The following is a 26,814-nucleotide window of genomic DNA, read 5'->3' as shown; positions in this document are numbered from 1 at the left end:
ACGCTGTGCTGGCCATCCTGACGACCGCCGGGCGCGTGCTGCTGCGGCACTGGCCCGCGCTCATGGCGTGGTACCTGGCCGGGGTCCTCGTGCACTACGTGATCACCGAGATCGCCGGTTTCGTGGGTGCCACCTCGGCCACGCTGGGCTTCCTGGTGCTGCCCATCGCGATCCTCGCCCGGCTCGTCAGCCTGGTGGCCATGTTCCTGGTGCTGCGCGACGGGCTGCGCAACCTGCAGGAGGTCGCCCCGCTCCCGGAGTCCGCCGCCGACCGGCGCCGGACGTTCCTCACCGCGCTGCTCGCCGGGATCCTCCCCTTCTTCGCCGTGTACTGGGCGCAGGGCCTGCTCGGCGAGGACGTGCGCACCTACTCGGCCCGTGCCCTCGAGGTGCGCTCCGGGATCATCTGGACGGCGAGCGTCAACGGCGAACCGGCCGTCGGCTCCGAGGACACGGTGCTCAACCTGCCCCTCAACGTCTGGACGATCGCGATCATCGTCGTCGCGTTCGCCGGGCGATGGGCGTGGTCGAAGTGGTCGCCGAAACTCGCCGCCTGGCTCTCGCCCGTGGCGGTGTACTTCGAGGTCGTCTGGGTGTTCTTCTCGGTCATGGTGCTCGGCGACGTGTTCGACGCGATCAAGGCCTGGGTCGACAGCCGAGCCGCGATGGCGGTCCTGGAAGACGTGCGCGAGGGACTGCTGGACGCGGTCGCGCCGCTGCGGTGGCTGTGGGACGGGGTCGGCTGGGTGCTGTCGGAGGCCGGTCCGGTGCTGCTGGCGCCGCTGGCGTGGCTCACGATCGCCGGCGTCGTGTTCGGGCAGGCGATCGTGGCCGAGAAGCTGCGCGTCGAGAGCCGGTTCTTGTCGCGGTTCCGTCAGCACGCTGAGGCCATCCCCAACCCGCTCGTGCGCCGGCTCAGAGACCTCGGCGACGAACTCGGCGCCCGGTTCCGCCCGATCGGTCGCGCGCTGCTGCTGATGTGGCGGGCCGGCCCGCTCCTGGTCGCGTCCTACGCCCTGCTGTACGTGGTGGTGAAGGCGCTCGAGTCGTACCTGGCCTTCGGTCTCACCCGCCTGATCGGTCCGCACGACTTCGTCTTCTGGGCGGTCGCGACGCCCCTCGTGTCCCTCGTCCCGATGCTGCTGATCGAGCCCGTGCGCATCGCCGTGATCAGCGGCGCGTACGACGCCACGCTCGGGCGACTGCGACGCAAGCAGCAGGAGCGCTCCGACACCACCACCGGTTCCGCGGCCGAGGCGGAGATGCGCGCCGTCGCCGATGCCGCGGGGCTGCTGCCCTCCTCGGTCGACGCGGTCGCCGCGGCCGTCGTCGCCGCCCCGCCGCGCGATGCCGTGGGGGGTCAGAGCTCGAACGCGAACCTGAGGAACGAGCCGCCCGCGTCGTAGGGTCGCACGTCCACCCAGAACGGGCCCTCCGCGTCGTCCGGCACCACGAACGGCACGACCAGCTCGTACTCCCCGGCCTCTGCGCTCAGGCACGTCTCCGGCTCGTCCGGGTCGGACAGCAGCCCGATCTCCAGACGCACGGGGCGCCACTCGCGGCCCGTCGCCCGCTCCACCAGCTTCGGGGGCTCGCAGCCGATGCCCGCGGTGCTCGCGTCGACCGGCACCGCCACGGCGATCAGCCGCGTGCCGTCGGGGACGTCGAGGCCGCTCACGTCGTCGATCTCGCCCCCGCGCACCGGGCCCCACTCTGCTCCGGCGAGGTCGGCCGAGGCGTCTTCGTCGACCGTGATCGCGGTGACCGCCCTGGCCCCGAACCCGAAGTACTGATACCACTCCTGCCAGCCGACGGCCGCAGCGGTGACCGGGGCGAGCACCGCGAGTGCGACGAGCGCGACGGCGTTGCGACGCCACCACGACGGCCGACGCGGGGCCGGTGCGGGCTCGACCGCGGTCGCGGGTGGCAGTGGCGGGGGAGGGGTGGTCATCGGCGGGCCCACCCGTTCTCGTCCAGGAGGATGGCGGCCTCGACCGGGAGGTCGGCGAGGTCGAGCGGCAGGTCGACGACCCCGTCGAGCAGGACCTCGCCGATGCCGGCGCCCGCGACCCCGAGGCGCAGGGTGGCGCGGTCGTCCGTGACGTCGTCTGGCAGCTCGAACGCCAGACTCCCCGCGCGCGGGACGCCGGTCACCAGCCGCTGCTGCGCGAACGTCGTCCCGCGGTCGGTGGCGCTGAACGTGCGGTCGCCGATGGTGAGCTGCGCGAGCGAGAGGGTGCTGAGGTCCTGCGTCACCGCCGACGCGGCCTCCAGGTCGACCACCAGCCAGGTGCCGTCGGCCGACCAGCCGTCCGCGTCTTCGACCCGGTCGGCCAGACGCACGTCGGTGACCGTCACGACGAGGTTGCGCACGGCGGCCTCCTCACCGATCTGCGTGGTCCGGGGGAACGCGGCCGTCGCGGCGTCGTCCGGAAGGGTGACCTTCGACACCACCCACGCGCCGGCGAGCAGGGCCGCGGTGAGCAGCCACACGAGGACGTGCTTCTTCACGGTGCCGTCCCCTCGCCGATCCGCGCCGTGAGGGTCGCGCCGACCCGCACGTCGGTCCAGTAGTCCCCGCGGATCACCCGCGAGCCGACCGCGTGCGTGGAGTCCGGCAGGGTGAGCGTGAGCTCCTCGCCCTCCCGGTAGTCGTCCGGCCCCACGAGCCAGGCGAGCAGCAGTCGTGCGGGGACGTCGGGCTGCAGCGTCGGGGCCCCGCGTCCGTCGTCGGCCCGCGACACCTGCCCCTTCTCGTCGAGGCCCTCGATGCGGATGCCGTCGACCACCGCCGACTCGGGGACGCCCGAGGTCGAGCCGCGCGGGGCGTGGAAGGTGTTCACCGCGTCGACCGTGACCACCAGCACGCGCTCGCCCTTCTCCTCGTCGGGGAACACCCACGTCTGCCCGCGGTCGTCGCGCAGCTCCACCGCCACGACCGTCAGCTCCAGGTCGGACCCCGCGTACGTCTCACCCACCGCGACCTCGGGGATCGGGTCGACCGCGGCCGCCTCCAGCCCGCCGAACACCGCGGTGCCGGCGAGGAGCAGCGCCCCCGCGCCGGTGAGCAGCCACGGGGTCGGGATCAGGTCGATGCTGCGCCGCGCCCACCCCAGCACCCTGGCCCGGGCGGCGGACGCGTCGCTGCGGCCCTGCGGCGCCGTCCCCTCCGGCGGTGTCGTGGTCACGGCAACAGCATAGGGGCGAGGTCGTGCGGCCCGGGCTCCCGCCGAAACAGGGGCCCGGTCATAGGCTGAGGATCATGGCCGAGCTCCCGCCGGATGCCGCGTCGTCCGCCCCCCTCTCCGACCGTGCGATCGACCTGGCGCGCCGCTGGGTGATCGAGGCCGCGGCGGCCGACGTCGACCCCGCGGCCGCACGCCTGGCCGGGGTGCTGCGCGACGCGAACGGCCTGCCCTTCACGCTCGGCTTCGTCGACGGGGTGATGCGCCCGGAGAGCCTGACCGCGGCCGCCGCCCGCCTGCACCGCATCGCGCCGATCGTGCCCGAGTTCCTGCCCTGGTACCTGCGCTCGGCCGTGCGTCTGGGCGGGGGTGTCGCGCCCGTGCTGCCGACCCCGGTCGTGCCGATCGCGCGGCGGGCGCTGCGCGACATGGTCGGGCACCTCGTGGTCGACGCGCGTCCCGCCAAGCTCGGCCCCGCGATCGAGCGGCTGCGTGCCTCGGGCTCGCGGCTCAACCTCAACCTGCTGGGCGAGGCGGTGCTGGGCGAGGCCGAGGCGCAGCGCCGGCTCGACGGCATCCACGAGCTCATCCGCCGCGCAGACGTGGACTACGTGTCGGTCAAGGTGTCGGCCATCATGAGCCGCATCTCGATGTGGGGGTTCGACGTCGTCGTCGACCGCGTGGTGCAGCGTCTGCTGCCGCTGTACCTGACCGCGGCGGACGACGGCACCTTCATCAACCTCGACATGGAGGAGTACCGCGACCTCGACCTCACGATCGCGGTGTTCACGCGGCTGCTGGAGGATCCGCGGCTGGCGCGGCTGGAGGCCGGCATCGTGCTGCAGGCCTACCTGCCCGACGCGCTGCCCGCGCTGCAGGAGCTGACCGCGTGGGCGCAGGACCGCGTGGCCCACGGGGGTGCCCGCATCAAGGTGCGGCTCGTGAAGGGCGCGAACCTCGCCATGGAGCACGTCGAGGCGCGGCTGCACGGCTGGACCCCCGCGACCTACGACACCAAGCTCGACACCGACGCGAACTACCTCCGCTGCCTGGATTGGGCGCTCACGCCCGCGCACACCTCCGCCGTGAAGCTGGGGATCGCCGGGCACAACCTGTTCGGCATCGCCTACGCCTGGCTGCTCGCGGGCGAGCGCGGCGTGCGCGATGCGATCGAGTTCGAGATGCTGCTCGGGATGGCGCAGGGCCAGGTGCGGGCCGTGTCGCGCGAGGTCGGGCCGGTGCTGCTGTACGTGCCCGTGGTCGCCCCGGCCGAGTTCGACGTGGCCATCAGCTACCTGGTGCGGCGGCTGGAGGAGAACGCGTCGTCCGACAACTTCCTGTCCGCGGCCTTCCGGCTGCACGAGGACGAGGGGCTGTTCGCCCGGGAGCGCGACCGGTTCCTCGACGCCCTCGACCGCTCCACGGACGCGACCCTGCTCCGCGGACCGCGCCGCACGCAGGACCGGCTCGCACCCGTGCACGAGTCGGTCCGCCCGACCGCCGCGGCCCCGATCCCCGAGGCCGACCTGACGCAGGCGGTGCTGGGCATCGCCCGCGGCACCGACGGCGCGGACACCGGGGCCTTCCTGGAGACGGCGGTGTACGCGGCCCGCGAGCGCGGTGAGGACACGGGCGGCGCTCCGGGCTTCGCCAACGCGCAGGACACCGACCTCGCGCTGCCCGCCAACCGGGAGTGGGCCGACGGGATCCGTGGTCGCCTGGCCGACTCGACCGTGGGGGAGGCCGTGCTCGCCGCCGCCCGCGTGGACGACGCCGACGAGCTCGGGCGCCTCGTGCGGGGCGTGCGCGCCGCGGCCGCGTCGTGGGGCTCGCGTCCGGCGGCGGAGCGCGCGGAGGTGCTGCTGCGGGCCGCCGCCGCGCTCGACGGTCGGCGCGGGGAGCTGATCGAGGTGGCCGCGGCGGAGACCGGAAAGGTGTTCGCCGAGGCCGACGTGGAGGTCAGCGAGGCCGTCGACTTCGCCCGCTACTACGCCTCCACGTGCCGCGAGCTCGACGCGATCTCCGGTGCCGTGTTCGAGCCGGCGCGCGTGACCGTGGTCGCGCCGCCCTGGAACTTCCCGCTGGCGATCCCGGCCGGAGGAGTGCTCGCCGCGCTCGCCGCCGGCTCGGGGGTCGTGCTCAAGCCCGCCCCGCAGGCGCGACGCTGCGCCGCCGCGCTCGCCGAGGCCCTGTGGGAGGGCGGCGTGCCGCGCGAGGTGCTCGCCCTGGTCGACATCGAGGAGGGCGAGCTCGGACGGGCGCTGATCACCGACGAGGCCGTGGACCGCGTGATCCTCACCGGCTCGTGGGAGACGGCGGCGCTGTTCCGCTCGTGGCGCCCCGACCTGCCGCTGCTCGCCGAGACCAGCGGCAAGAACGCCATGATCATCACGCCGTCCGCCGACCTCGATCTGGCCGTCGCCGACCTGGTCAAGAGCGCCTTCGGGCATGCGGGGCAGAAGTGCTCCGCCGCCTCCCTCGCGATCCTCGTCGGCCCGGTCGGCCGTTCGCAGCGCTTCGCCCGGCAGCTCGCCGACGCGGTCCGCTCCCTGCGCGTGGGCTGGCCGGCGGATCCGTCGGCCGAGCTGGGCCCCGTGATCGAGCAGCCGCAGGGCAAGCTCGCCTGGGCGCTCACCGAGCTGGAGGGCGACGAGCGGTGGCTGATCGAGCCCGCCCCCGTGGACGGCGACGAGAGCGGACGACTGTGGCGGCCCGGCGTGCGCGTGGGCGTGCAGCCGGGGTCGCGCTTCCACCTCGAGGAGTTCTTCGGCCCGGTGCTCGGCATCATGCACGCGCCCACGCTCGCGCGCGCGATCGAGCTGCTGAACGCGGTCGCGTACGGCCTCACGGCCGGGCTCCACACGCAGGACCCCGACGACCTGTCGCTCTGGCTCGACCGGGTGCAGGCGGGCAACCTCTACGTCAACCGCGGCACCACGGGGGCGATCGTGCAGCGGCAGCCCTTCGGCGGCTGGAAGCGGTCGTCGGTCGGCCCCGGTGCGAAGCCGGGCGGCCCGAACCACCTGATCGGCCTCGGCACGTGGCGCTCGCAGCCCGGGGGCGCGGCATCGAGCACCCTGCACCTGCGGGGACTCGACTCGCGTATCACGGCGCTCATCGAGTCGGCGCAGCCGTCGCTGGCGTACGAGGCCTTCGAGTGGCTGCGGCGCGCGGCCCTGTCGGATGCCCTGGCCTGGGACCGTGAGTTCGGGCGGGTGCGCGACGTGTCGCGGCTGGAGGTGGAGCGCAACCTGTTCCGCTACCGCCCGGGGCACGTGGAGATCAGGGCGACCGAGGACGCACGGCTGCAGGACGTGCTGCGGGTCGTGATCGCGGGGGTCCGCGCGGGGGCGGGCTTCGTGCTCTCCACCCCGGTGGGGCTGCCGGCCGGGGTGCGGCACGCGCTGGGCGACCTCGACGCGGTGGTGTTCCTGGAGTCGGACGAGGAGTGGATGCAGCGCCTGCTGCCCGCGGAGGAGGAGCCGGCGGAGGGCGCGAGCGCGGGCGCGCGGTACGACCGGGTGCGTCTGGTGGGCGGCCGGGAGGCGGTCGCGACGCTGCGGGCGTCGCTGGCGGCGGCGACCGCGGGCGACCCCGACCTGGCGGTGTACGACGCGGAGGTGACCGCGGCCGCCCGCATCGAGCTGCTCCCGTTCGTGCGCGAGCAGTCGATCTCCATCACGGCGCACCGCTACGGCAACCTCGACCCCTGGAGTGCTCCCGTCATCTGACCCCGCCCCCGCCCGCCCCGCCCACCGGTGCGGGGTCGAAAAGGTGCGTTCCGCGGGCGTGTCCGGCGCGTCTTCGATCCGGCACCGCCGGGCGTGTAAAAGATTCTTGACACCTCTGCCCGCCGCGCGTAGCCTCATGTCAAGAATCCTTTACATTCGGAGGGCGTCATGGTCTACGAGGAACGCAATGTCTGGGCGGGGCTCATCATCAGCCCGATCGTGCTCGTCGCCTACGTGGTGCTCGTGCTGCAGCAGGCGGCGGGCGGGCCGCTCACCGCGGTCGACTGGTTCCCGCTCATGCTCTGGAGCATCGGCGGAGGCATCGTCGGCACCATCCTGCTCAGCGTCGCCTGGGGCATCCTCGCCGGGATGCGCGACCCCGACGGCGTCGGCCGCTCCGACATCCGCGACCGCGACATCGGCCGCATGGGCGCCCGCGTGGAGCAGGCGTTCGTGGCGATCGCCGGACTCGGCGTGATCGTGCTGTGCGGGATCGGAGCCGACGTCTTCTGGATCGCGAACACGATGTTCCTCGGGTTCTTCGTGGCCGCGGTCGTCGGCGGCATCGCCCGGGTGATCGCCTACCGGCGGGGGCTCGTGTGATGGTCAAGCCCACCCTCGTCTCCAACAGCATCCGCGCCCACCGCGAGCGGGCAGGGCTCACGCAGGCCGAGCTCGCCAAGACCGTCGGCGTGACGCGCCAGACGCTCATCGCGATCGAGCAGCAGAAATACTCGCCCACGCTCGAGCTCGCGTTCCAGATCGCCCGCGCCTTCGGCGTCGGGCTCGACGAGCTGTTCTCCTATCCGAGCGCCCCCGGAGGTGCCGCATGACCGCCCGCATGGCTGCCTGGCGTCGCGAGACCTACGGCCCCGCCGACGGAGTCGCGCTCGAACGCCTCCCCCTGCCGCAGCCGCACCACGGCGAGGTGCTGCTCCGCGTGCGGGCCACCGCGCTCAATGCGGGCGACGTGCGGCTGCTGCTCGGCGATCCGCTGCTCGTGCGACCGGCGTTCGGGCTCACCCGGCCGAAGCATCCCGTGCGCGGCATGGAGGTCGTCGGCACGGTCGTGGGCGTCGGGCCCGACGTGGTGGGCGCCGAGCTCGACGAGCACGTGGTCGGCGAGCTCGTGGGCGGCGGAGGTCTCGCGGAGTACGTGCGGGTGCCGGCCGCCCGGCTCGTGCCGCTGCCGCCGGGCGTGGAGCCCGAGGTCGCCGCCACGCTCCCGGTCGCCGGGGGCACGGCGTGGCAGGCGCTCGACCTCGGCGGGGTCGGACTGCACGGCGGCACCCCGCGGGTGCTGGTGATCGGGGCGTCGGGCGGGGTCGGCACGTTCGCGGTGCAGCTCGCCGCGCTGCGCGGGGCCGAGGTGTGGGCGTCGTGCCGCGACCGCAACCAGCCGCTGATCGAACGCCTCGGGGCCGTGCACACGTTCGACCACCGGGTCACGCCCCTGCGCGAGCTGCCCGCGGGGCACTTCGACGCGATCATCGACGTCGCGGGCGGCATCCCGCTGCGGCAGCTGCAGCGACTGGTGGTGCCCGGCGGTCGCGTGGTGCTGGTCACCGGCGACGGCGGGCCCGTGCTGGGTCCGATCCCGCGCATGCTGAGGGCGGTCGTGCTGTCGCTCGGGTCGCGGCGCATCCGCCCGCTCGCGGCGACGCCCCGCCCCGAGGTGCTCGCCCGGCTGCTCGAGCTCGTGGCGGATGGCAGCCTCGTGCCGGTGATCGCCGAGACCTACGACTTCGCCGGGGCCGGGGCCGCGCTCGCCCGGCTGCAGGAGGGGCACGTGGTCGGAAAGCTGGTCGTGCGCGGCACCTGAGCGCGGCGGCGCGGGATCTGGCGGGCGGTCAGGCGCGGGTGGCACAATGGTCACCGGCGTGCCCGAGTCGCATCTTCCCCGCACCCGCTCCCGCGCGAGCGACGGGTCGAAGGACCGCCGGGCCCCTGGACAGCGTCCGCCGCGCCCGTTCACACGAGGAGCATCCATGTCGACGCCGGAGACCGCCGTCACCACCGCCCCTGCGCGCACCGCGCACCGCCGCCACTACCTGATGTGCCGTCCAGAGCACTTCACGGTGAACTACTCGATCAACCCGTGGATGGAGCCGGCCAAGCCGACCGACACGGCCCGTGCGGTCGAGCAGTGGCAGAAGCTGTACGACCTGTACGTCGAGCTGGGCCACGAGGTCGAGCTGATCGAGCCGCTCGCCGGATACCCCGACATGGTCTACACGGCCAACGGCGGCTTCCTGATCGACGGCCGCGCGTACGTGCCCGAGTTCCGCTTCGTCGAGCGTCAGGGCGAGGCCCCGGCGTTCGCCGACTGGTTCCGCGCCAACGGCTACGACACGGTGCTGCCCGAAGAGGTCAACGAGGGTGAGGGCGACTTCCTGCTGGTGGGCGACGTGATCCTCGCCGGCACCGGTTTCCGCTCCACGGGCGACAGCCACCGCGAGGTGGGTGAGGTGTTCGGCCGCGAGGTCGTGTCGCTCAACCTCGTCGACCCGCGCTTCTACCACCTCGACACCGCCATCGCGGTGCTCGACCCGGTGCAGGGCGTGGAGAACGGCGGCCCGGAGCGCGCCAACATCGCCTACCTGCCCGGTGCCTTCGACGACGCCAGCCGGGCCGAGCTCGAGCGGCGCTTCCCGGACGCGATCCTGGTGTCCGACGAGGACGGCGCGGTGTTCGGCCTCAACTCGTCCAGCGACGGCTACAACGTGATCATCTCGCCGCGCGCGAAGGGCTTCGAGCAGCAGCTGCGCGAGCGCGGGTACAACCCGATCACGGTCGACCTGTCCGAGCTGCTGCTCGGCGGCGGCGGCATCAAGTGCTGCACGCTCGAACTGCGCGGTGCGAAGTGACCGCGGTCGAGCCGGTGACCGCGGCGGCCGCTGAGGCCACGGCGCACGCGGAGCCGCACGTCGCGCACAACTACCACCCGCTGCCGGTCATGATCGCGCGGGGCGAGGGCGCGTGGGTCACCGACGTGGAGGGCAAGCGCTACCTCGACCTGCTCGCCGCCTACTCGGCCGTGAACTTCGGTCACCGCCACCCCGCCCTGGTCGCCGCCCTCACGGAGCAGCTCGGCCGCGTGACCCTGGTGAGCCGGGCGTTCCAGAGCGACACGCTCGAGCCCTTCGCCGCGGCGCTCGCCGAGCTGTGCGGCAAGGAGCTCGTGCTCCCGATGAACACCGGCGCCGAGGCCGTGGAGACCGGCATCAAGGTCGCCCGCGCCTGGGGCTACCGCGTCAAGGGCATCCCCGAGGGCGAGGCGCGCATCGTGGTGGCCAACGGCAACTTCCACGGGCGCACCACCACCATCGTGAGCTTCAGCGACGACGAGACCGCGCACGACGACTTCGGCCCCTACACGCCGGGCTTCGACCGGGTGCCGTTCGCCGACGCCGACGCCATCGAGGCGGCGATCACGGAGAACACCGCGGCCGTGCTGGTCGAGCCGATCCAGGGCGAGGCCGGGGTCGTGATCCCGCCGGAGGGCTACCTGCGCCGCATCCGCGAGATCTGCGACGCGAAGAACGTGCTGTTCATCGCCGACGAGATCCAGGCGGGACTGGGCCGGGTGGGCGAGACGTTCGCGTGCGACCGCGAGGGCGTCGTGCCCGACCTGTACCTGCTCGGCAAGGCGCTCGGCGGCGGCATCCTCCCTGTGTCGGCCGTGGTGGGCGACCGCGACGTGCTGGGCGTGATCCGCCCGGGCGAGCACGGGTCGACGTTCGGCGGCAACCCGCTCGCGGCGGCGGTCGGGCTGCGCGTGGTGGAGATGATGCAGACGGGCGAGTTCCAGGAGCGCGCACGGGCTCTGGGCGCGCACCTGGAGGCCGCGCTGCAGCCGCTCATCGGCCACGGCGTGACTGCGGTGCGCATCGCGGGGCTGTGGGCCGGCGTCGACATCGACCCGGCGATCGGGACGGGCCGGGCGGTCGCGGAGAAGCTGTCCGAGCGGGGCGTGCTCGTGAAGGACACGCACGGCCAGACCATCCGCATCGCCCCGCCGCTCGTGATCCGCGCGACCGAGCTCGACTGGGCGGTCGAGCAGCTCAAGCTCGTGCTGGCCGGCTGAGCCCCTCACACGCATACGCGAAGGATCCGCGGACGGGCACCGGTCTCCGGTCGTCCCGTCCGCGGTTCCGTCTGCGGGAGCTCTCAGGCCGGCGGGTTGTCCGGGTCGAGCGTCTTCAGGGTGTCCTCCTCGGCGGGGTTGTCCGCCGCGAGGTCGTCCTCCGTGTTCTCCGAGCCGCCGAGCGGGGCGTGACCGGGGCCGGAGCTGCCCTGAATCGCGCCGCCGGTCGACTCGCCGCGGGAGCTGTCGCCCTGGATCGCGCCGCCGGTGCCGTCGCCCTGGCCGTCCTCCTGGGGCACGTCGACGTCGGGCGCGCCCTCGGCCGGGTCCTGGGGATGGGGGGTGCTCATGTTGTCGTCCATGGCCCGACCGTACGGCGCGGGGCGGATGACGCGGAGGGCGTTGACAAAACGCCGCGGTCGTCACTCGCCGTCGTCGCGGCGCACCGTGCGGATCGGCGTGGTCACGGTCGCCTTCTCGGTGAAGTCGACCGGTTCGACGGGCTGCACGACCCGCAGCGGCCGCGTCTCGTCGAGGGTGAGCAGGAAGCGGCTGGTCTCGTGCCGGTGCAGGCGCCCGGAGGTGAGCACCCACAGCACGCCGATGGCGCACGCGACGAAGCCCGCCGTGCCGCCCAGCATGATCGCGGCGCGGGGGCCGAACGTGTCGGCGACCCACCCGGCGATCGGCGCGCCGACCGGGGTCGAACCCATGATCACGGCCATGTACAGCGCCAGCACGCGTCCGCGCAGCGCCGGGTCGGTCGTGATCTGCACGTACCCGTTCGCCGTGGTCAGCAGCGTCACGATCATGAAGCCCGTGAAGGTGAGGGTCACGGCGTAGGCGAGGTAGCTCGGCATGGCGGCCGACACGAACGCGGCGATGCCGAACCCGCCCGCGGCGAGGATCACGACCCGCACGCGGGCGGTGTCGCGGCGGGCGGCGAGCAGCGCGCCGATCAGCGAGCCGATCGCGAGCACCGAGCTGAGCACCCCGTAGCCGTCGGCTCCCGCACCGAACTCGAGGGCCATGGTGGAGGCGAAGATCGGGAAGTTCATGCCGAACGCGCCGATCAGGAACACCGTCACGAACACGACCTTGAGGTCGCTGCGCGCCCACACGTAGCGGAAGCCCTCGGCCAGCCCGCCCCGGTTGCGGTGCTTGGGCCGCGGGGCGAGCAGGTTCGCGCGCATCAGCAGCAGGGCCAGGATCATCGCGAGGAAGGTGGCGGCGTTGGCGATGAACACCCACCCGGAGCCGATCGCGACGATGAGGAGTCCGCCCACGGCCGGGCCCACCATGCGGGCGAGGTTGAACGAGGCGGAGTTGAGGGCGACCGCGTTCGAGGTGTCGGCGGCGGAGACCATGTCGGACACGAAGGCCTGGCGGGCCGGGGCGTCGAACGCGTTGACGATGCCGAAGCCGAGCGCGAAGGCGAACATCATCGGCAGTGTCATGACGCCGGCCAGCAGCAGCGAGCCGACGGCGATCGCGAGCGCGAGCAGCGAGCCCTGCGTGGCGAGCAGGATGCGGCGGCGGTCGAAGCGGTCGGCCACCCAGCCGGTGAGGCTCACGAGCACGAGGGGCGGCCCGAACTGGAGGGCCATCGTGATGCCCATCGCGGTCGCGTCGTTGTCGGTGAGCTCGGTCAGCACGACCCAGTCCTGCGCGGTGGCCTGCATCCAGCCGCCGACGTTGGAGACCAGGGCGCCCGCGAACCAGATGCGGTAGTTGATGTTCGCGAACGAGCGGAACATGGCGCTCATCGTTCGACCACCCTCCGCATCAGGGCGCTCGCATCGCGCAGGATCGCGAGCTCGGCCTCGGTGTAGTCGACCTCGCGGAGCATGTCGGCCAGCAGCTCGTCGCGGCGGCGGATGGTCTCGACCACGATCTCGGCGCCGGCGGGCGTGATGTCGACCTGCACGCGCCGGCGGTCGTCCTCGTCGGGCGTGCGGGCGACGTAGCCCTGCTCCTCGAGCCCGTTGACGATGCTGGTCATGGAGGGGGCGGTCACGCGCTCGCGCTCGGCGAGGGTGGAGATCGTGCGCCGGCCGTTCATGCGCAGATCGGCGAGCACGGCGAGCTGGGTGTCGCTCATGGTGTCGGCGGCGCGGGCGCAGCGGAGGCGGCGGGCGAGCCGGAACGTGGCCAGGCGCAGGTCTGTGGCGGTGAGGGCGAGGAGATCATCGGGCGCAGACATACTTAGTTAGTCTATCTAATATTCGGGCGTCGTGGGCGGGCCGTCGCGCATCCACCCGGCAGAATGGACGGGTGACCCGTACCCTCGCTCTCGAACTCGCCGTCCAGGACCCCGCCGGAGTGCGCATCGCCGCAGAGATCGGCGCCGCCCGTGTCGAGCTTGCCACGGCCCTCGCGCTCGGCGGCCTCACCCCCTCGCCCGGGACCGTGGAGCTCGCGCTCGCCGCCGCCGCCGACGGCCCGGAGGTGCACGTGCTGATCCGTCCGCGCGCCGGCGACTTCCACTACGACGCCGACGAGCTCGCGGTCGCCGAGCGCGACGTGCGCCACGCGATCGCCGCGGGGGCCGCGGGCGTCGTGATCGGCGTGCTCGACGCCGCCGGCCGCCTCGACCGCGAGGCCGTCGCCCGTCTCCGCGACGCCGCCGGGGGAGCACCCGTCACGCTGCACCGCGCCATCGACGTGACCGCCGACCCGGTCGCCACGCTCCGCACCGCGCGCGAGCTCGGGCTGCGCCGCGTGCTCACCTCGGGCGGAGCGTCCGCCGCGATCGACGGCATCGACACGCTGCGCGCCCTGGTCGCCGCGGCCGAGGGCGCGATCGAGGTCATGGCCGGCAGCGGCGTCGACGTCGCGAGTGCCCCCGTGCTCGCCGAGACCGGCATCGACGCGCTCCACTTCTCCGCCAAGCGCACGGTCGTCGCCGAGGGCGGCGTGCGCATGGGCTCGGCGTCCGACGGCGTGGGCGGCTACGAGGTCACCGACCGCGACATCGCGGTCGCGATCAGGGACGCGCTCGCGGGGCGCGACCGGTAGGGTCGCAGCGTGACCGACACCCGCGAGTTCACCGATTCCCACGGCATCGCCATCGTCTACGACGTCCACCCGGCTGCGGGCGAGCCCCGCGGCGTCGTGCAGCTGCTGCACGGCGTGGGCGAGCACGCCGGCCGCTATCCCGCGCTGATCGCCGCGCTCACCGGCGCGGGCTTCCACGTGTACGCCGACGACCACCGCGGCCACGGGCGCACCGGTCTGCGTCAGCACGGCGACCCCGAGAAGCTGGGGCGGCTCGGCCCCGGCGGACTCCGGGCGGCGAAGGACGCGATCTGGCAGCTCACCGGCATCATCCGCGACGAGAACCCCGGCCTGCCGCTCGTGCTCCTCGGGCACTCGTGGGGGTCGTTCCTGGCGCAGATGCTCGTGAACGAGCACGCCGAGGCGTACGACGCGGTGATCCTCTCCGGCTCGGCACTGCGGACCCCGCGGTCGTTGAACCCCGCGCCGCTGAACGCCGCGTGGGCCGCCGACGACGCGACCGGATACGAGTGGCTGAGCCGCGACCCCGCGGTGTGGAAGTCCTTCGAGGAGGACCCGCTCACCACGGGCGTGCCCCTGCTGAAGCTGTTCGGTCCGCTCGACGCGGCGCGGCTCTACGGGCGCCCGGCGAAGCACCTCGCCCGCGACCTGCCGATGCTCCTCCTGGTCGGCCGCGACGACCCGGTCGGCGGTCCGCGCAGCGTCCACAAGCTCGCCGACGAGTACCGCCGCCGCTCGGGCCTCACCGACGTCACGACCCTCGTGTACCCCGACGCCCGCCACGAGATCTTCAACGAGCAGCAGCAAGACGAGGTGCGCGCCGACGTGCTCGCGTGGCTCGACGCGCACATCCCCGCCCGCTGACATCCCCGCTGCCGGGCGGCGACCCCGGTGCGAGGTCGTTATCGGCCCTCCGCCCGACCTCGTGGGCCCCTTTTCGCACCCGCACCGGCCCGTCCGCACCCACACCCGCACGCGACCGAGGCGGACTGTGACGCGGGATGACGCGCGGTGAAGGAGTGTGACGCGAGCGCGCCGCGCCCGGCGTCGGCGACCTAGATTCGGCTCATCCGCAGCAGGGACGGGAGGGCGCGCGGCGATGGGTTTCCGGAGCGACTGGCACGAATGGCATGCGGCGCGCGAGCGCTACGCCGGCGCGGAGTACGGGCCGTCCGCGCTCGAGTCCACGAACTGGCTCATCAGCGAGCCCGCGGCCGTCGACGGCATCCCCGGGCTCTGGGCCCTCGCCGGCGACGATGGCATCCGCGGCACCGAGCTCGGTCAGGCGGGGTCGAGCGTCACCCTCCGTGGCACCCAGACCCTGCGCCTCGGTCGCCGCGAGCTGCGCGTGTTCGACCGCAACGGAGCGATCGCGCTGCGCGTGTGGAACCCCGCGCGCCCGCAGCGGGAGTGGTTCACGGCGATCGACGCCTACGCCCCGGACGAGCGGTGGCGGCTGCCCGCCACGTTCGAGCCGACGCCGGGCGAGCGGATCCTGGTGACCTCGGTCGACGGCGCCTCGCGCGAGACGGACGTGGCGGGGCGCCTGCACTTCACGCTCGCCGGAGCCCCGCACACCCTCACGGTCACCCGCACCGGCCAGGGCACGCTGAGCGCGGTGTTCTCCGACGGCACCAGCGGCCTGGAGACGTACCGGTTCCGTTTCCTCCCGATCGACGAGCCCGCCGAGGACGGGACGGCGGTGCTCGACTTCACGCGCGCCTACCTGCCGCCGTGCGCGTTCTCCGACCAGTTCGTGTGCCCGCTGCCGCCACCGGGCAACCGCTACTCCACGCCCATCCGCGCGGGGGAGCGCGTGGTGGTGCTCGGCGGCTGACCCGCGCGGCACGGCGCGCCTTAAGCTGGAGTCGTGCACGGTGAATACAAGGTCCCTGGGGGCAAGCTCGTCGTCGTCGACCTCGAGGTGGAGAACGACCGGATCGCGCGGTTCCGGCTCGCAGGCGACTTCTTCCTGGAACCGGACTCGGCGCTCGACGACATCAATGCGGCGGTCGAGGGTCTGCCCGTGGAGTCCGACGCCTCCGCGATCGCGGCCGCCGTCCGCGGGGCCCTCCCCGAGGGGGCGCAGCTGCTCGGCTTCACGCCGGAGGCGGTCGGCACCGCCGTGCGACGTGCCCTGGTCACCGCGCCGGGCTGGCGCGACTTCGACTGGGAGATCGTGCACGACAGGGCCGTCTCCCCGCGCATGAACCTCGCGCTCGACGAGGTGCTCACGTCGCGCGTGGGCGAGGGGCGTCGTCGTCCCACGCTGCGCATCTGGGAGTGGGACGAGTCGGCGGTCGTGATCGGCTCGTTCCAGTCGTACCGCAACGAGGTCGACCCTGAGGGCGCGGCCCGGCACGGGTTCGACGTGGTGCGCCGCATCTCCGGCGGCGGGGCCATGCTCATGGCGGCCGGCCAGATCATCACCTACTCGCTGTACGTGCCGGCGTCGCTCGTGGCGGGCATGACCTTCGCCGACTCCTACGCGTTCCTGGACGACTGGGTGCTGCAGGCGCTGCGCTCGCTCGGCATCGACGCGGTGTACCAGCCGCTCAACGACATCGCGAGCCCCACTGGCAAGATCGGCGGCGCCGCGCAGAAGCGTCTCGCCAACGGCGGGGTGCTGCACCACGCGACGCTGTCGTACGACATCGACGGTCAGGTGATGACCGAGGTGCTGCGCATCGGCCGCGAGAAGCTCAGCGACAAGGGCACCACGTCGGCGGCGAAGCGCGTCGACCCGCTGCGCAGCCAGACCGGGCTCGAGCGGGCGGAGATCATCGACCGGTTCGTGGAGACGTTCCGCTCGCTCACGTCCGCCGAAGACGGCACGATCACGCCGGAGGAGTACGCCGACGCCGAGGCTCTGGTGGAGTCGAAGTTCTCCACCGACGCGTGGCTGCACCGGGTGCCGTGACGACCTCGGACGCGGGCGCGGGCCGTCCCGTCGCCGCGGAGGGGGCGCCGCGGGGTGCGGTCGAGATCGTGGAGGGCGACAACCTCGCCGTCGCCGCGACCCTGCCGTCCGGATCGTTCACGCTGGTGTACCTCGATCCGCCGTTCAACACCGGGCGGGCGCGCGAGCGGCAGGTCGTGACCGCACGGCGGACGTTCACGACTCCTCACGACCCCGCCGACCCGGAGGCCCCCGGTGCCGACGGGCCTGATGCGGAGGCAGATCCGCGGACTTCCGGACCCGCGACGACCGAGGCCGAGGTGCGGCACGGGTTCCACGGCCACGCGTACGAGCGGGTGCGGGGCATGCTGCGCGCGTACGACGACAGCTTCGACGACTACGGCGCCTTCCTGATGCCGCGGCTGGAGGAGGCGTGGCGGCTGCTGGGCGACGACGGCACGCTGTATCTGCACCTCGACTACCGGGAGGCGCACTACGCCAAGGTGATGCTCGACGCGGTGTTCGGGCGGGACTGCTTCCTCAACGAGCTGATCTGGGCCTACGACTACGGGGCGAAGTCGCGGCGGCGCTGGCCCACCAAGCACGACACGATCCTGGTGTACGTGAAGAACCCGCGCACGTACGTGTTCAACTCCGACGACGTCGACCGCGAGCCGTACATGGCTCCCGGTCTGGTCACGGCGGAGAAGGCGGCGCGCGGCAAGCTCCCCACCGACGTGTGGTGGCACACCATCGTCCCCACCACGGGTCGCGAGAAGACGGGCTATCCGACGCAGAAGCCCGAGGGGATCCTGCGGCGCATCGTCACGGCGTCGAGCCGTCCGGGCGATCGCGTGCTCGACCTCTTCGCGGGCAGCGGCACGACCGGGGCGGTGGCGTCGGCGCTGGGCCGTGACGCGGTGCTGGTCGACGACAATCCCGAGGCGGTGCGGATCATGGCCGAGCGCATGCCGCACGCCGAGGTCCGTCGCGGCTGAGGCTCAGACCGCGAGGGAGACCTTGCGCAGCGTCTCGGTCACCGTCCACACCGTGCGCATGCCGGCCGACAGGCGCATCACCGACCCGGGCCCGACCTCGACAGACGGCAGCGCGGGCTCGGTGAACTCGATGGTCGCGCGGCCAGACAGCACCACGAACACCTCGTCCTCCTCGGTGTCGCTCGCGGCGCCCGGCGTCATCTCCCAGACGCCGATCTCCGTCCCGTCCGTGGCGTCGAGCACGGCATACGCCGCGGTCGGCGCTCCGTCGCGCACCTCGTCCGCGGGCAGGGGCTCGTGCGCGAGGGCGACGGCGCGCGCGTCCACGGGCGTGCCCGGTGTCAGCGCGGTCACGAGTCGAACCCCATGCCGAGGGCGTCGAGCGTCTTCAGGAACGGGCCGCGTCGTCCCCCGTCGTGGTCGGCGCGGTCCATCGCGGCGCGCACCAGGTTGATGCCGATCGAGGCGGCGGGCTCGGGCGGGAAGGGGATCGGCTTCTCGCGCACCATGCGCAGCTCCGTGCGCTCGGTCTCCTCCCCGGCGAGCTTGTCGAGCATCACGTCGGCGGCGAACCGCGCGGCGCCCACCCCGAGCCCGGTGAATCCCGTGGCGTAGGCCACGCGCCCGCGACGGGCCGTGCCGAAGAACGCGCAGAACCGGCTGGAGGAGTCGATCGCGCCGGCCCAGCGGTGCGTGAAGCGGAGCCCGGCGAGCTGCGGGAACGTGGTGAAGAAGTGGGAGGCGAGGCGTCGGTGGCTCTCCATCCGGTCCTCGTACGCGGGGCGCACCTTCCCGCCGAAGTGGTAGACCGCGTCGTAGCCGCCGAACAGGATCCGGTCGTCGGCGGTGAGCCGGTAGTAGTGGAACTGGTTGGCGCTGTCGGCGAGGCCCTGGCGGTTGCGCCAGCCGATCGCGTCGAGCTGCTCCGCCGACAGCGGCTCGGTCATCAGCACGTAGTCGTACACGGGCACCGTCATGAGCCGGTTGCGCTTCAGCAGCGAAGGGAACACGTTCGTGGCGAGGGCGATGTTCTCCGCGGTCACCCGTCCGCCGTCGGTCACGAGGGCGACCGGGCCGGCGTCGGGTCCCTCGATGCGGCGCACCATCGTGTGCTCGTGGATCTGCACGCCGAGCTCGACGGCCAGGCGCGCGAGCTCCAGGCCGAGCTTGGCGGGGTGCACGAGGGCCGTGCCCTCCCGGTCCCACGCGCCGGCGAGGAACGTGGGGGAGTGCACCTCGGCCTGCACGGCGTCGCGGTCGAGGAAGCCCTCCTCCTCGCGCAGCCACTCCACCTGGTGCGGTTCCACGGCCACGGCCAGCTGGCCCGTGCGCTCGAACTCGGCGTCGAGGGCGTACCGGCGCACGGTGTCCTCGATGCCGTCGAGGTTCTGCCGCCCCAGCTCCTCGAGCCGGTCGATCTCCTCCGGCCACCGGTTCACGCCGTTCTCGTGGCCGTGCGTGATGCTGGCCTCGCAGAAGCCGCCGTTGCGCCCCGACGCGGCCCAGGCGACGCGCGAGGCCTCGAGCAGCACGACCGTGCGCCCGGGGTCGCGCTCCTTCGCCCTGATCGCGGTCCACAGCCCGGTGTAGCCGCCGCCGACGATCGCGAGGTCGGCGTGTGCCGTCCCGCGCAGCGGCGGATGCGTCGGGCGGTCGACGTCGTCGAGCCAGAAGACCGACAGGGCGGTGTCGCGCAGGGACTCGTCGATGACGGATGGCGCGGGACGCCGGCGTTCGAAGACCGTGGTGCCCATGTTCACTCCCGGGTGCGGGGACGCGTCAGCGCGTTCCCCAGTTGTAGAGGTCTTTGTACAGTCCGGCGTAGAGCAGGCTCTCGGTCTGCACGATGCCGGGGATGGTGCGGATGCGGGTGGCGATGAGGTCGATCAGGTGGTCGTCGTCCTCGCACACCGCCTCGACGAGGATGTCGAAGGTGCCGAGCGTGACGACGACGTACGCGAGCTCGGTGATCGCGGTCAGCTCCTCGGCGATCGCGCGGGGGTCGTCGGAGACGCGGATGCCGATCATCGACATGCGCCGGAAGCCGAGCTGGAGCGGATCGGTGACGGCGACGATCTGGATGATCCCGGCCTCGGTCATGCGCTGCACCCGCTGGCGGGCGGCGGCCTCGCTGAGTCCGACCTCGCGCGCGATCTCGGAGTAGGGGCGGCGGCCGTCTTCCTGCAGCAGCTCGACGATGCGCTTGGAGATGTCGTCGAGGGGCGGCTGCGGCGTCGGAGTCATGTACCGATAGTGACATTCTCAGGGGGCTGTCGCAACTGATTCCGTCGTTCGACCCTCGTCATCCTTCAGATTCCGCGTTCGAGTGGCTACCATGGCGCCATGCACACCCCGTCGACGACGACCGAGCCCCTGCACAACTTCCTCGGCGGCCGCGCCGTGCCCGCGCACGGACGGGGACGGCTGCCGCTGATCGACCCGGCGACCGAGGAGCCGTACGGCGAGATCCCCCTGTCCGACGCCGCCGACGTGGACGCGGCCGTCGCCGCCGCGGCCGCCGCGTTCCCCGAGTGGCGCGACACCACGCCCGCGCAGCGCCAGCTCGCCCTGTTCCGCATCGCCGACGAGATGGCCGAGCGGGCGGAGGAGTTCGCCGACCTGGAGTCCCGCGACACCGGCAAGCCCCGCGCCACGCTGGTCGCCGACGAGATCGAGCAGTCCATCGACCAGCTGCGCTTCTTCGCGGGTGCCGCGCGCAGCCTCGAGGGGCGGGCCGCCGCGGAGTACGTCGCCGGACACACGTCGTTCGTGCGCCGCGAGCCGATCGGGGTCATCGCGCAGGTCACCCCGTGGAACTATCCGCTCAACATGGCGGTGTGGAAGATCGCGCCGGCGCTCGCCGCGGGCAACACCGTGGTGCTCAAGCCCGCGGAGGCGACGCCGCTCACCACGCTGCTGCTCGCCGAGATCGTCGCGCGGCACACCCCGCCCGGAGTGTTCAACGTGGTGCTGGGCGACCGCGACACCGGCGCCGCGCTGATCGCCCACCCGGTGCCGCAGATGGTCGCGATCACCGGCTCGGTGCGCGCGGGCATGGCGGTCGCCCGATCGGCCGCCGACGACGTGAAGCGCGTGCACCTGGAGCTCGGCGGCAAGGCCCCCGCACTGGTGTTCGCCGACGCGGCGCTCGACCGCGCCGTGGAGGGCATCGTCGCCGGCGCGTTCTTCAACGCGGGGCAGGACTGCACGGCCGCCACCCGGTTGCTCGTGCACGCGTCCAAGCACGACGAGCTCGTGGCGGCCCTGGTCGCCCGCGCCCGCACGCACGCGCGCACCGGCGGCCCGCACGACCGGGGCGTGCTCTACGGACCGCTCAGCAGCGCCGCCCAGCTCGCCCAGGTGCAGGGCTTCATCGACCGCCTCCCCGCGCACGCCACCGTGGCCACCGGCGGCCGCCGGCAGGGCGACCGCGGCTACTTCTGGGAGGCGACGATCGTGACCGGTGTGCGGCAGGACGACGAGGTCGTGCAGGGCGAGATCTTCGGACCCGTGCTCACCGTGCAGTCGTTCGAGACCGAGGAGGAGGCGCTGGCCCTCGCTAACGGCGTGCCGTACGCGCTCGCGGCGTCGGTGTGGACCACGGATCACGCCAGGGCGATGCGCTTCTCGCGCGACCTCGACTTCGGGTGCGTGTGGATCAACACCCACCTGCCGTTCGTTTCGGACATGCCGCACGGCGGCTTCAAGCACTCCGGCTACGGCAAGGACCTGTCCCAGTACGGCTTCGACGACTACACCCGCCTCAAGCACGTCATGAGCGCGATCGACTGACGGGCGGCCCCGGGCCGTCCGGGCTCAGCGCGGGCCGAGCAGCTTGACGCGGCGGTGCTCGCGGAGCGTGAACTGCTGGCGCTGGTCGATCTTGGTCGCCCCGTCGAGCTCCCACCCGTGCCGGGCGTAGAACCCGTCGGCGCGGTCGTTGCCGTCGAGCACCCACAGGTAGCCGCGCGTGTGCCCGGCCTCGATCATGCGCGCCTCCGCGGCTTCGAGCAGCGCATGACCCGCGCCCGTCGACCACGTGTCCGGGTCGGCGTAGATGCCGTACAGCTCGGCGTCGTCGAGACCGTCGGGGTCGCGCCCCGAGCCGAACGACGCCCACGCGATCACCGCGCCGTCGCGCACCGCCACCAGGGTGCCCAGGCTCGTGGGCAGCGGGTCGGCGAAGATCCGCCGCCACCCCTCGGCGCGCTCCGAGACCGAGAGCCCGTCGAGCACCTCCTGGTCGATCAGGCCGCGGTAGGCGGTCTGCCACGAGCGCACGTGCACTCGGGCCACGGCATCGGCGTCGTCGGCGCGGGCGTCGCGGATCACGAAGGACGTCATCCCTCCACCCTAGGTGCGTGCGGCGACGGCGGAATCGGGGTGGACGCACGCGGCCGGATGTAGCATGCTGGCCGGGCACCCGAGCCGAACCACGAGCATCGACACCTCCGAGGATCAGCCGCATGTCACGACCCCTTGCCGGACCGCAGAGCCTGCTCCGGTCGCTCAACGGCCGCGCGATCCTGGAGCGGCTCGCCGACAGCGGTCCGCAGACGCGCGCGGAGCTGATGGCGGCGACCGGGCTGTCGCGCACGGCCGTGACCCAGGTGCTGCGGATGCTGGAGGCGGGCGGTGCGGTGGCGGCCGCCGGTGTCGACCGCGGTGCGCGGGGTCCCGCCGCGGGGCGCGTGGCCCTGCACCCGCTGCTCGGGGTCGCCGCCGCGGTGCACGTGGACCATCATGCCGCCCACGTCGTGCTGGTCGATGCGACCGGGACCGTGCGGGCTGAGCAGCACGCGCCGTTCCCCTCGTCCGGGGACCGGGTCGGGCACATCGCCGGGCTCGTGGCGTCGTGCCGGGAGTCCACGCGCGGCCCGCTGCACCTCGCGGTGGTCGGGGTGCCCGGCATCGTGACGGCCGACGGCGGCATCCGCGACGACCAGGGCCCGGACGGCGGTGCGTTCCGCTCGGCGCTGCAGACGGCGCTCGGGTGCCCCGTGCAGGTGGAGAACGACGTGAACCTGGCCGCGCTCGCGGAGCTGACGGCGGGGGCGGGGGCCGAGCTGAGCAGCTTCGCCCTGTTCCTGCTCGACGACGACCTCGGCGCGGGCATCGTGATCGAGGGGCTGCTGCACCGGGGCTTCTCGGGTGTCGCGGGCGAGATCATGTATCTGCCGCAGTCGCCGCTGCCGATCGGCGCCCCCATCGTGGGGGAGGAGGTGGTGCACGACCTCGCGCTCGGTCTGGGCCTCGACGTGCGGGCGCCCCTGCTGGCCCACCTCGAAGCCGCGCAGCAGGGCGACGAGAAGGCGCGCGAGCTGGTGGCCGAGATCGGCCGGCGCCTGGTGGTGGCGGCGGGCACCGTGGCGCTCGTGCTCGACCCCGAGGCGTTCATCCTCGGCGGCGAGGCCGCGCACCCCGCGCTCGTGGAGGCGGTCGACCGCGTCGCGGAGGAGTTCGCCGCGCAGCTGCCGCTCCGGTTCCTCGTCTCGGCGTTCGGCCCGGAGGCTCCGCTCGTCGGGGTCGTGGGCGAGGCGGCCTCCGCCCTGCGCGCGCTCGTCTTCTCCCGTCTCCTCACCCCCGCGGCCGCCACCCCCCGACCCGGCCGCTGACCCCGACAGGACCCGCCATGACCGCTCCGCCCCCGCTCGCCGACCGGCTCGGCCTCCCGTCCGGTACCAGGGCGATCATCCTCAACGCCGACGACTTCGGCATGTGCCACGCGGCGAACACGGCGATCGGGAGCCTCCTCGAGCGGGGCCGTATCGACAGCGCGACCGTCATGGTCCCGTGCGCCTGGGCGCCCGAGGCGCTCGCGTTCGCCGCCGGTCGACGCGACCTCGATGTGGGCGTGCACCTCGTGCTCACCAGCGAGTGGCGGCGCTACCGGTGGCGTCCGCTCACCGGCCCCGGCACCACCCTCGTCGACGGCGACGGCTTCTTCCCGAACGAGGTCGCCGCGGTCGAGCAGGGAGCATCCGAGGCCGACGTGGCCGCCGAGCTGACGGCGCAGGTGCAGGCCGCGCTCGACGCCGGAGTCGACGTCACCCACCTCGACAACCACATGGGCTCGGTCTACGGACTGCAGAGCGGGCGCGACTTCCTGCGGCCGGTGTTCGAGCTCGCCGCCCGGCTCGGCCTGCCGTTCCGGCTTCCGCGGTACCGGGAGGGCGCGGAGGCCGACCAGGAGCTGCAGGCGAAGCTCGCGGAGGCCACGGCCGCCGCCGATGCGCTCGGCGTGGAGATCATCGACCGGCTGTGGACGCACCCGTTCGAGCTGGCCGGTGAGGGCACGGCGCAGGAGGAGACGTACGAGCGGGTGCGCGACGGGTTCCTCGACGTGCTGCGGGCCGTGCCGCCCGGCGTGACCGAGATCTACCTGCACCCGATGACCGACGGCGCCGAGCTGCGCGCCGCCGTCGACTTCGGGGCGGCCAAGCGCGGCTACGAGCTGCGGCTGCTCGACGACCCGCTCGTGGAGCAGACGATCGACGACGAGGGCCTGGTGCGGGTCGGCTGGCGCGACCTGCGCGACCTGCAGCGCGGGGCGGCCCGGTGACGGCGCTCGCGGACCGGCTGCGCGACCGTCGTCTCGACGCGGCCCCGACGCGGGCGCAGTCGATCGCGTTCGGGGCGTCCGGGTTCCCCACGCAGCTGATGACGCAGACGTTCTCTGCGTTCGTCGTCTACTTCTACGTGTCGCACCTCGCGGTGCCCGCCACCTGGGTGGCCGTCGCGATGGTCGCGCACGGCATCCTCAACGCGGCGCTCAACCCGCTGATGGGCGCGCTGTCCGACCGGATCCGCACGCCGTGGGGCCGCCGCATCCCGTGGATCGGACTCGGCATCGTGCCGCTGGTGGTGGCGTTCGCGCTGGTGTGGATGCCGCCCGACCTGCCCGCGGACGGCCTCATCGCCTGGTTCCTGGTGGTGGTCGCGGTCTACGACATCGCGTTCGTGGTGGTGGTGCTCAACATCTCGGCGCTGTTCCCGGAGATCTTCCGCACGACGGAGGAGCGCGCGCGGGGCAACGTGCCGCGGCAGATCTTCGCGATCCTCGGCATGGTGCTCGGCACGGCGGGCGCCCCGGCACTGTACGACGCGATCGGCTGGCCGGGCATGGCGCTCGTGCTGTCCGGCGTGTGCCTCGTGCTGCTGGCGTGGTCGTTCTTCGGCGGCATGATCGAGCGGCGCGTGCCGGAGGCGGCGTCCGAGGCGATGCGCTGGCGCGACCAGCTCACCTACACGTTCCGCAATCGGGCGTTCGTGCCGTACGTGCTGGGGTCGCTGTGCGTGCAGACCTCGATCGCGGTGATCCTCGCGTCGGTCCCGTTCTACGTGCGGTACTCGCTGGGTGCGGCGGAAGGGGAGGGCAGCCTGCTGCTCGGTGCGATCTTCGTGACCGCTATCCCGTCGATCGTGCTGTGGAGCACGGTGGTCCGCCGCACCTCCCCCCGCACGGCCCTGCTGTGGAGCGTGGCGGTGTTCGGGGTCGCGGTGCTCGGGTATCTGATCCCCACGTCGGTGCTCGGAGCGGCTCTCGTCGGCGTCGCGGTGGGTGTGGGCGTGGGCGGGCTGCTGCAACTGCTCGAGGTCGTGCTGGCGCAGATCATCGACGACGACGCGACGCGCACGGGGCATCGGCGGGAGGGCGCGTACTTCGGCGTCAACGGCTTCGTCGTCCGCGGCTCCGTCGTGCTGCAGGCGATCGTCGCGGCGGTCGTGCTCACGGCGTCGGGGTTCGACGCGACGCTCGGCGAGGCGCAGCCCGACACGGTCGACGGCGGCATCCGGCTCATGCTGGCGGTGATCCCGCTGGGGTTCACCGCGCTCGCGTGGCTGTGCTTCTGGCTCTACCCCATCCGCACCCGCGACGTGTGAGGCTCAGGCGCCGGCGGCCCGCCGCGCTTCCCAGCCCGTGCGCACCATCTCGTCGACCGTGTACCGCATGCGCCAGTCGAGGTCGCGCGCTGCGAGCTCGCCGGTGGCCACGATGCGGTCGGGGTCGCCCGGGCGCCGAGGGCCGATCTCGGGCGTGAAGTCGATGCCCGTGACCCGGGCGACCGCGTCCATGATCTGCGCCACGCTGAGGCCGTCGCCCGAGCCGAGGTTGTACGCCGGTTCGATGGGCTCGCCCGCCGCGAGGCGCTGCGCGGCGGCCACGTGCGCGGCGGCGATGTCGCCCACGTGCACGTAGTCGCGCACGTTCGTGCCGTCGGGGGTGTCGTAGTCGTCGCCGAAGATCTTCGGGGTGCGGCCCTCCAGCAGCGCCTCGAACACGATCGGGAAGAGGTTGTGCGGGCTCACGTCGTACACCGCGGGGTCGGCCGAGCCGACGACGTTGAAGTAGCGCAGCGAGGTCTGCCGGAGCGGCCGCTCGCTGTCGGCGGTGGCGATGGCCTGGTCGCGCAGCAGCCACTCGCCGATCAGCTTCGACTCCCCGTAGGGGCTCGCCGGCTTCTTGGCGGTGTCCTCCACCACGAGCGGCACGTCGGGTGTGCCGAACACGGCGGCCGAGGAGGAGAACACGATGTTCGCGGCGCCGGCGGCCTGCATGGCCTCCAGGATCACGCGGGTGCCCTCCACGTTCTGCGCGTAGGTGTGCAGCGGGCGCTGGACGGAGACCCCCGCGTACTTGTACCCGGCCACGTGGATCACGCCGTCGGCGTCGTGGTCGCGCAGGGCCTTCTCGACCAGGTCGCGGTCGAGGATGCTGCCCTGCACGAACGGCACGCCCTCCGGCACGAACGAGGCGACGCCGCTGGACAGGTCGTCGAGCACGACCGGGGTGAGACCCGCCTCCGCGAGAGCGCGGACCACGTGGGCGCCGATGTAGCCGGCGCCGCCGGTGACGATCCAGGACATGCGTTCCTCTCCTGCCGCGACCGTGGCG

The 26,814-nt window shown here is 73.2% G+C and carries 27 protein-coding genes; 16 read left to right on the top strand and 11 right to left on the bottom strand.

The genetic code is table 11. The features are described from left to right. The first annotated feature begins 5 nt into the window (after nt 1-5). Complete coding sequence (locus KV394_RS02620) at nt 6-1,406, top strand: hypothetical protein (RefSeq protein ID WP_136034132.1); 1,401 nt, start codon at nt 6-8, stop codon at nt 1,404-1,406. On the opposite strand, the gene KV394_RS02615 is transcribed toward KV394_RS02620, so the two are convergent. Genes KV394_RS02615 through KV394_RS02605 form a run of 3 tightly spaced genes read right to left on the bottom strand, consistent with a single transcriptional unit; the run spans nt 1,361 to nt 3,188 of the window. Next, complete coding sequence (locus tag KV394_RS02615) at nt 1,361-1,951, bottom strand: hypothetical protein (RefSeq protein ID WP_247982239.1); 591 nt, start codon at nt 1,949-1,951, stop codon at nt 1,361-1,363. The two genes, KV394_RS02620 and KV394_RS02615, sit on opposite strands and share 46 nt — an antisense overlap. Then, entirely contained in the window at nt 1,948-2,511 is a 564-nt protein-coding gene (locus KV394_RS02610; protein ID WP_247982238.1) for a DUF4352 domain-containing protein, read from the bottom strand. The genes KV394_RS02615 and KV394_RS02610 overlap by 4 nt, the downstream gene beginning before the upstream one ends. Further along, complete coding sequence (locus KV394_RS02605) at nt 2,508-3,188, bottom strand: hypothetical protein (protein WP_136044621.1); 681 nt, start codon at nt 3,186-3,188, stop codon at nt 2,508-2,510. Before KV394_RS02605 ends, KV394_RS02610 begins: the two co-directional genes overlap by 4 nt. Before the next feature lie 74 nt (nt 3,189-3,262). Between KV394_RS02605 and KV394_RS02600 the strand changes: the two genes are divergently transcribed. The 6 genes from KV394_RS02600 (at nt 3,263) to rocD (ending at nt 11,003) form a co-directional block, all read left to right on the top strand. Beyond that, nucleotides 3,263-6,916, top strand: a complete 3,654-nt coding sequence (locus KV394_RS02600) for a proline dehydrogenase family protein (protein WP_247982237.1) — start codon at nt 3,263-3,265, stop codon at nt 6,914-6,916. A gap of 168 nt (nt 6,917-7,084) precedes the next feature. Then, nucleotides 7,085-7,519 (top strand): hypothetical protein, encoded by a 435-nt coding sequence (locus KV394_RS02595; RefSeq protein ID WP_136034142.1) that lies wholly within the window; start codon nt 7,085-7,087, stop codon nt 7,517-7,519. Further along, entirely contained in the window at nt 7,519-7,749 is a 231-nt protein-coding gene (locus KV394_RS02590) for a helix-turn-helix transcriptional regulator (protein WP_136034144.1), read from the top strand. The genes KV394_RS02595 and KV394_RS02590 overlap by 1 nt, the downstream gene beginning before the upstream one ends. Continuing rightward, nucleotides 7,746-8,738 carry an NAD(P)-dependent alcohol dehydrogenase gene (locus KV394_RS02585; protein ID WP_247982236.1) on the top strand — a complete coding sequence of 331 codons (993 nt, stop codon included), beginning with the start codon at nt 7,746-7,748 and terminating at the stop codon, nt 8,736-8,738. Before KV394_RS02590 ends, KV394_RS02585 begins: the two co-directional genes overlap by 4 nt. A gap of 166 nt (nt 8,739-8,904) precedes the next feature. Further along, complete coding sequence (gene ddaH / locus KV394_RS02580; RefSeq protein ID WP_136034148.1) at nt 8,905-9,783, top strand: dimethylargininase; 879 nt, start codon at nt 8,905-8,907, stop codon at nt 9,781-9,783. Continuing rightward, on the top strand, nt 9,780-11,003 hold the full coding sequence (gene rocD, locus KV394_RS02575; protein WP_240744654.1) for an ornithine--oxo-acid transaminase: 1,224 nt from the start codon (nt 9,780-9,782) through the stop codon (nt 11,001-11,003). The genes ddaH and rocD overlap by 4 nt, the downstream gene beginning before the upstream one ends. A gap of 83 nt (nt 11,004-11,086) precedes the next feature. On the opposite strand, the gene KV394_RS02570 is transcribed toward rocD, so the two are convergent. From KV394_RS02570 to KV394_RS02560, 3 genes are read right to left on the bottom strand one after another with little or no spacing between them, the layout of a single operon-like run. Further along, nucleotides 11,087-11,365: a hypothetical protein gene (locus KV394_RS02570; protein WP_247982235.1), complete on the bottom strand. Its 279-nt coding sequence runs from the start codon at nt 11,363-11,365 to the stop codon at nt 11,087-11,089. A gap of 60 nt (nt 11,366-11,425) precedes the next feature. Then, entirely contained in the window at nt 11,426-12,760 is a 1,335-nt protein-coding gene (locus tag KV394_RS02565) for an MFS transporter (RefSeq protein WP_136034163.1), read from the bottom strand. A 5-nt stretch (nt 12,761-12,765) separates the two neighbouring features. After that, nucleotides 12,766-13,206: a MarR family winged helix-turn-helix transcriptional regulator gene (locus tag KV394_RS02560; RefSeq protein WP_136034152.1), complete on the bottom strand. Its 441-nt coding sequence runs from the start codon at nt 13,204-13,206 to the stop codon at nt 12,766-12,768. Nucleotides 13,207-13,277: 71 nt separating this feature from the next. On the opposite strand from KV394_RS02560, the gene KV394_RS02555 reads away from it, so the two are divergent. The 5 genes from KV394_RS02555 to KV394_RS02535 all read left to right on the top strand — a co-directional run bounded on the left by KV394_RS02555 (nt 13,278) and on the right by KV394_RS02535 (nt 17,918). Next, nucleotides 13,278-14,021: a copper homeostasis protein CutC gene (locus KV394_RS02555; RefSeq protein ID WP_247982234.1), complete on the top strand. Its 744-nt coding sequence runs from the start codon at nt 13,278-13,280 to the stop codon at nt 14,019-14,021. Nucleotides 14,022-14,030: 9 nt separating this feature from the next. Further along, nucleotides 14,031-14,885 carry an alpha/beta fold hydrolase gene (locus KV394_RS02550; protein WP_136028536.1) on the top strand — a complete coding sequence of 285 codons (855 nt, stop codon included), beginning with the start codon at nt 14,031-14,033 and terminating at the stop codon, nt 14,883-14,885. Nucleotides 14,886-15,120: 235 nt separating this feature from the next. Continuing rightward, a complete protein-coding gene (locus tag KV394_RS02545; protein ID WP_136045497.1) occupies nt 15,121-15,858 on the top strand; it encodes a DUF1684 domain-containing protein in 738 nt (245 codons plus the stop codon). Nucleotides 15,859-15,891: 33 nt separating this feature from the next. Beyond that, the gene (locus tag KV394_RS02540; RefSeq protein WP_136028538.1) at nt 15,892-16,941 is read left to right on the top strand and encodes a lipoate--protein ligase family protein; all 1,050 of its coding nucleotides are present in this window, start codon (nt 15,892-15,894) and stop codon (nt 16,939-16,941) included. 65 nt (nt 16,942-17,006) lie between these two features. Continuing rightward, complete coding sequence (locus tag KV394_RS02535) at nt 17,007-17,918, top strand: DNA-methyltransferase (RefSeq protein WP_136045501.1); 912 nt, start codon at nt 17,007-17,009, stop codon at nt 17,916-17,918. A gap of 3 nt (nt 17,919-17,921) precedes the next feature. Here KV394_RS02535 and KV394_RS02530 read toward each other — a convergent pair whose 3' ends face one another. From KV394_RS02530 to KV394_RS02520, 3 genes are read right to left on the bottom strand one after another with little or no spacing between them, the layout of a single operon-like run. Continuing rightward, on the bottom strand, nt 17,922-18,272 hold the full coding sequence (locus KV394_RS02530) for a cupin domain-containing protein (protein ID WP_247982233.1): 351 nt from the start codon (nt 18,270-18,272) through the stop codon (nt 17,922-17,924). Beyond that, a complete protein-coding gene (locus KV394_RS02525) occupies nt 18,269-19,672 on the bottom strand; it encodes an NAD(P)/FAD-dependent oxidoreductase (RefSeq protein ID WP_247982232.1) in 1,404 nt (467 codons plus the stop codon). The genes KV394_RS02530 and KV394_RS02525 overlap by 4 nt, the downstream gene beginning before the upstream one ends. A gap of 25 nt (nt 19,673-19,697) precedes the next feature. Beyond that, nucleotides 19,698-20,162 (bottom strand): Lrp/AsnC family transcriptional regulator, encoded by a 465-nt coding sequence (locus KV394_RS02520; protein WP_247982231.1) that lies wholly within the window; start codon nt 20,160-20,162, stop codon nt 19,698-19,700. Between the two features lie 99 nt (nt 20,163-20,261). On the opposite strand from KV394_RS02520, the gene KV394_RS02515 reads away from it, so the two are divergent. Beyond that, on the top strand, nt 20,262-21,710 hold the full coding sequence (locus tag KV394_RS02515; protein ID WP_247982230.1) for a gamma-aminobutyraldehyde dehydrogenase: 1,449 nt from the start codon (nt 20,262-20,264) through the stop codon (nt 21,708-21,710). Between the two features lie 24 nt (nt 21,711-21,734). On the opposite strand, the gene KV394_RS02510 is transcribed toward KV394_RS02515, so the two are convergent. Continuing rightward, nucleotides 21,735-22,262 carry a GNAT family N-acetyltransferase gene (locus KV394_RS02510; RefSeq protein WP_247982229.1) on the bottom strand — a complete coding sequence of 176 codons (528 nt, stop codon included), beginning with the start codon at nt 22,260-22,262 and terminating at the stop codon, nt 21,735-21,737. Nucleotides 22,263-22,384: 122 nt separating this feature from the next. Between KV394_RS02510 and KV394_RS02505 the strand changes: the two genes are divergently transcribed. Genes KV394_RS02505 through KV394_RS02495 form a run of 3 tightly spaced genes read left to right on the top strand, consistent with a single transcriptional unit; the run spans nt 22,385 to nt 25,802 of the window. Beyond that, nucleotides 22,385-23,533: an ROK family protein gene (locus KV394_RS02505; protein WP_136035391.1), complete on the top strand. Its 1,149-nt coding sequence runs from the start codon at nt 22,385-22,387 to the stop codon at nt 23,531-23,533. Nucleotides 23,534-23,550: 17 nt separating this feature from the next. After that, on the top strand, nt 23,551-24,480 hold the full coding sequence (locus KV394_RS02500) for a polysaccharide deacetylase family protein (protein ID WP_247982228.1): 930 nt from the start codon (nt 23,551-23,553) through the stop codon (nt 24,478-24,480). Next, nucleotides 24,477-25,802 carry an MFS transporter gene (locus KV394_RS02495; RefSeq protein WP_247982227.1) on the top strand — a complete coding sequence of 442 codons (1,326 nt, stop codon included), beginning with the start codon at nt 24,477-24,479 and terminating at the stop codon, nt 25,800-25,802. Before KV394_RS02500 ends, KV394_RS02495 begins: the two co-directional genes overlap by 4 nt. 3 nt (nt 25,803-25,805) lie before the next feature. On the opposite strand, the gene galE is transcribed toward KV394_RS02495, so the two are convergent. Beyond that, nucleotides 25,806-26,786 carry a UDP-glucose 4-epimerase GalE gene (galE, locus tag KV394_RS02490; RefSeq protein WP_136045195.1) on the bottom strand — a complete coding sequence of 327 codons (981 nt, stop codon included), beginning with the start codon at nt 26,784-26,786 and terminating at the stop codon, nt 25,806-25,808. Between the last annotated feature and the right edge of the window lie 28 nt (nt 26,787-26,814).

The organism is Microbacterium sufflavum, assembly GCF_023101165.1.
GTDB lineage: Bacteria > Actinomycetota > Actinomycetes > Actinomycetales > Microbacteriaceae > Microbacterium > Microbacterium sufflavum.
Note: the sequence above shows the minus strand (reverse complement) of the source record. Positions and strands in the feature narration are given on the sequence as shown.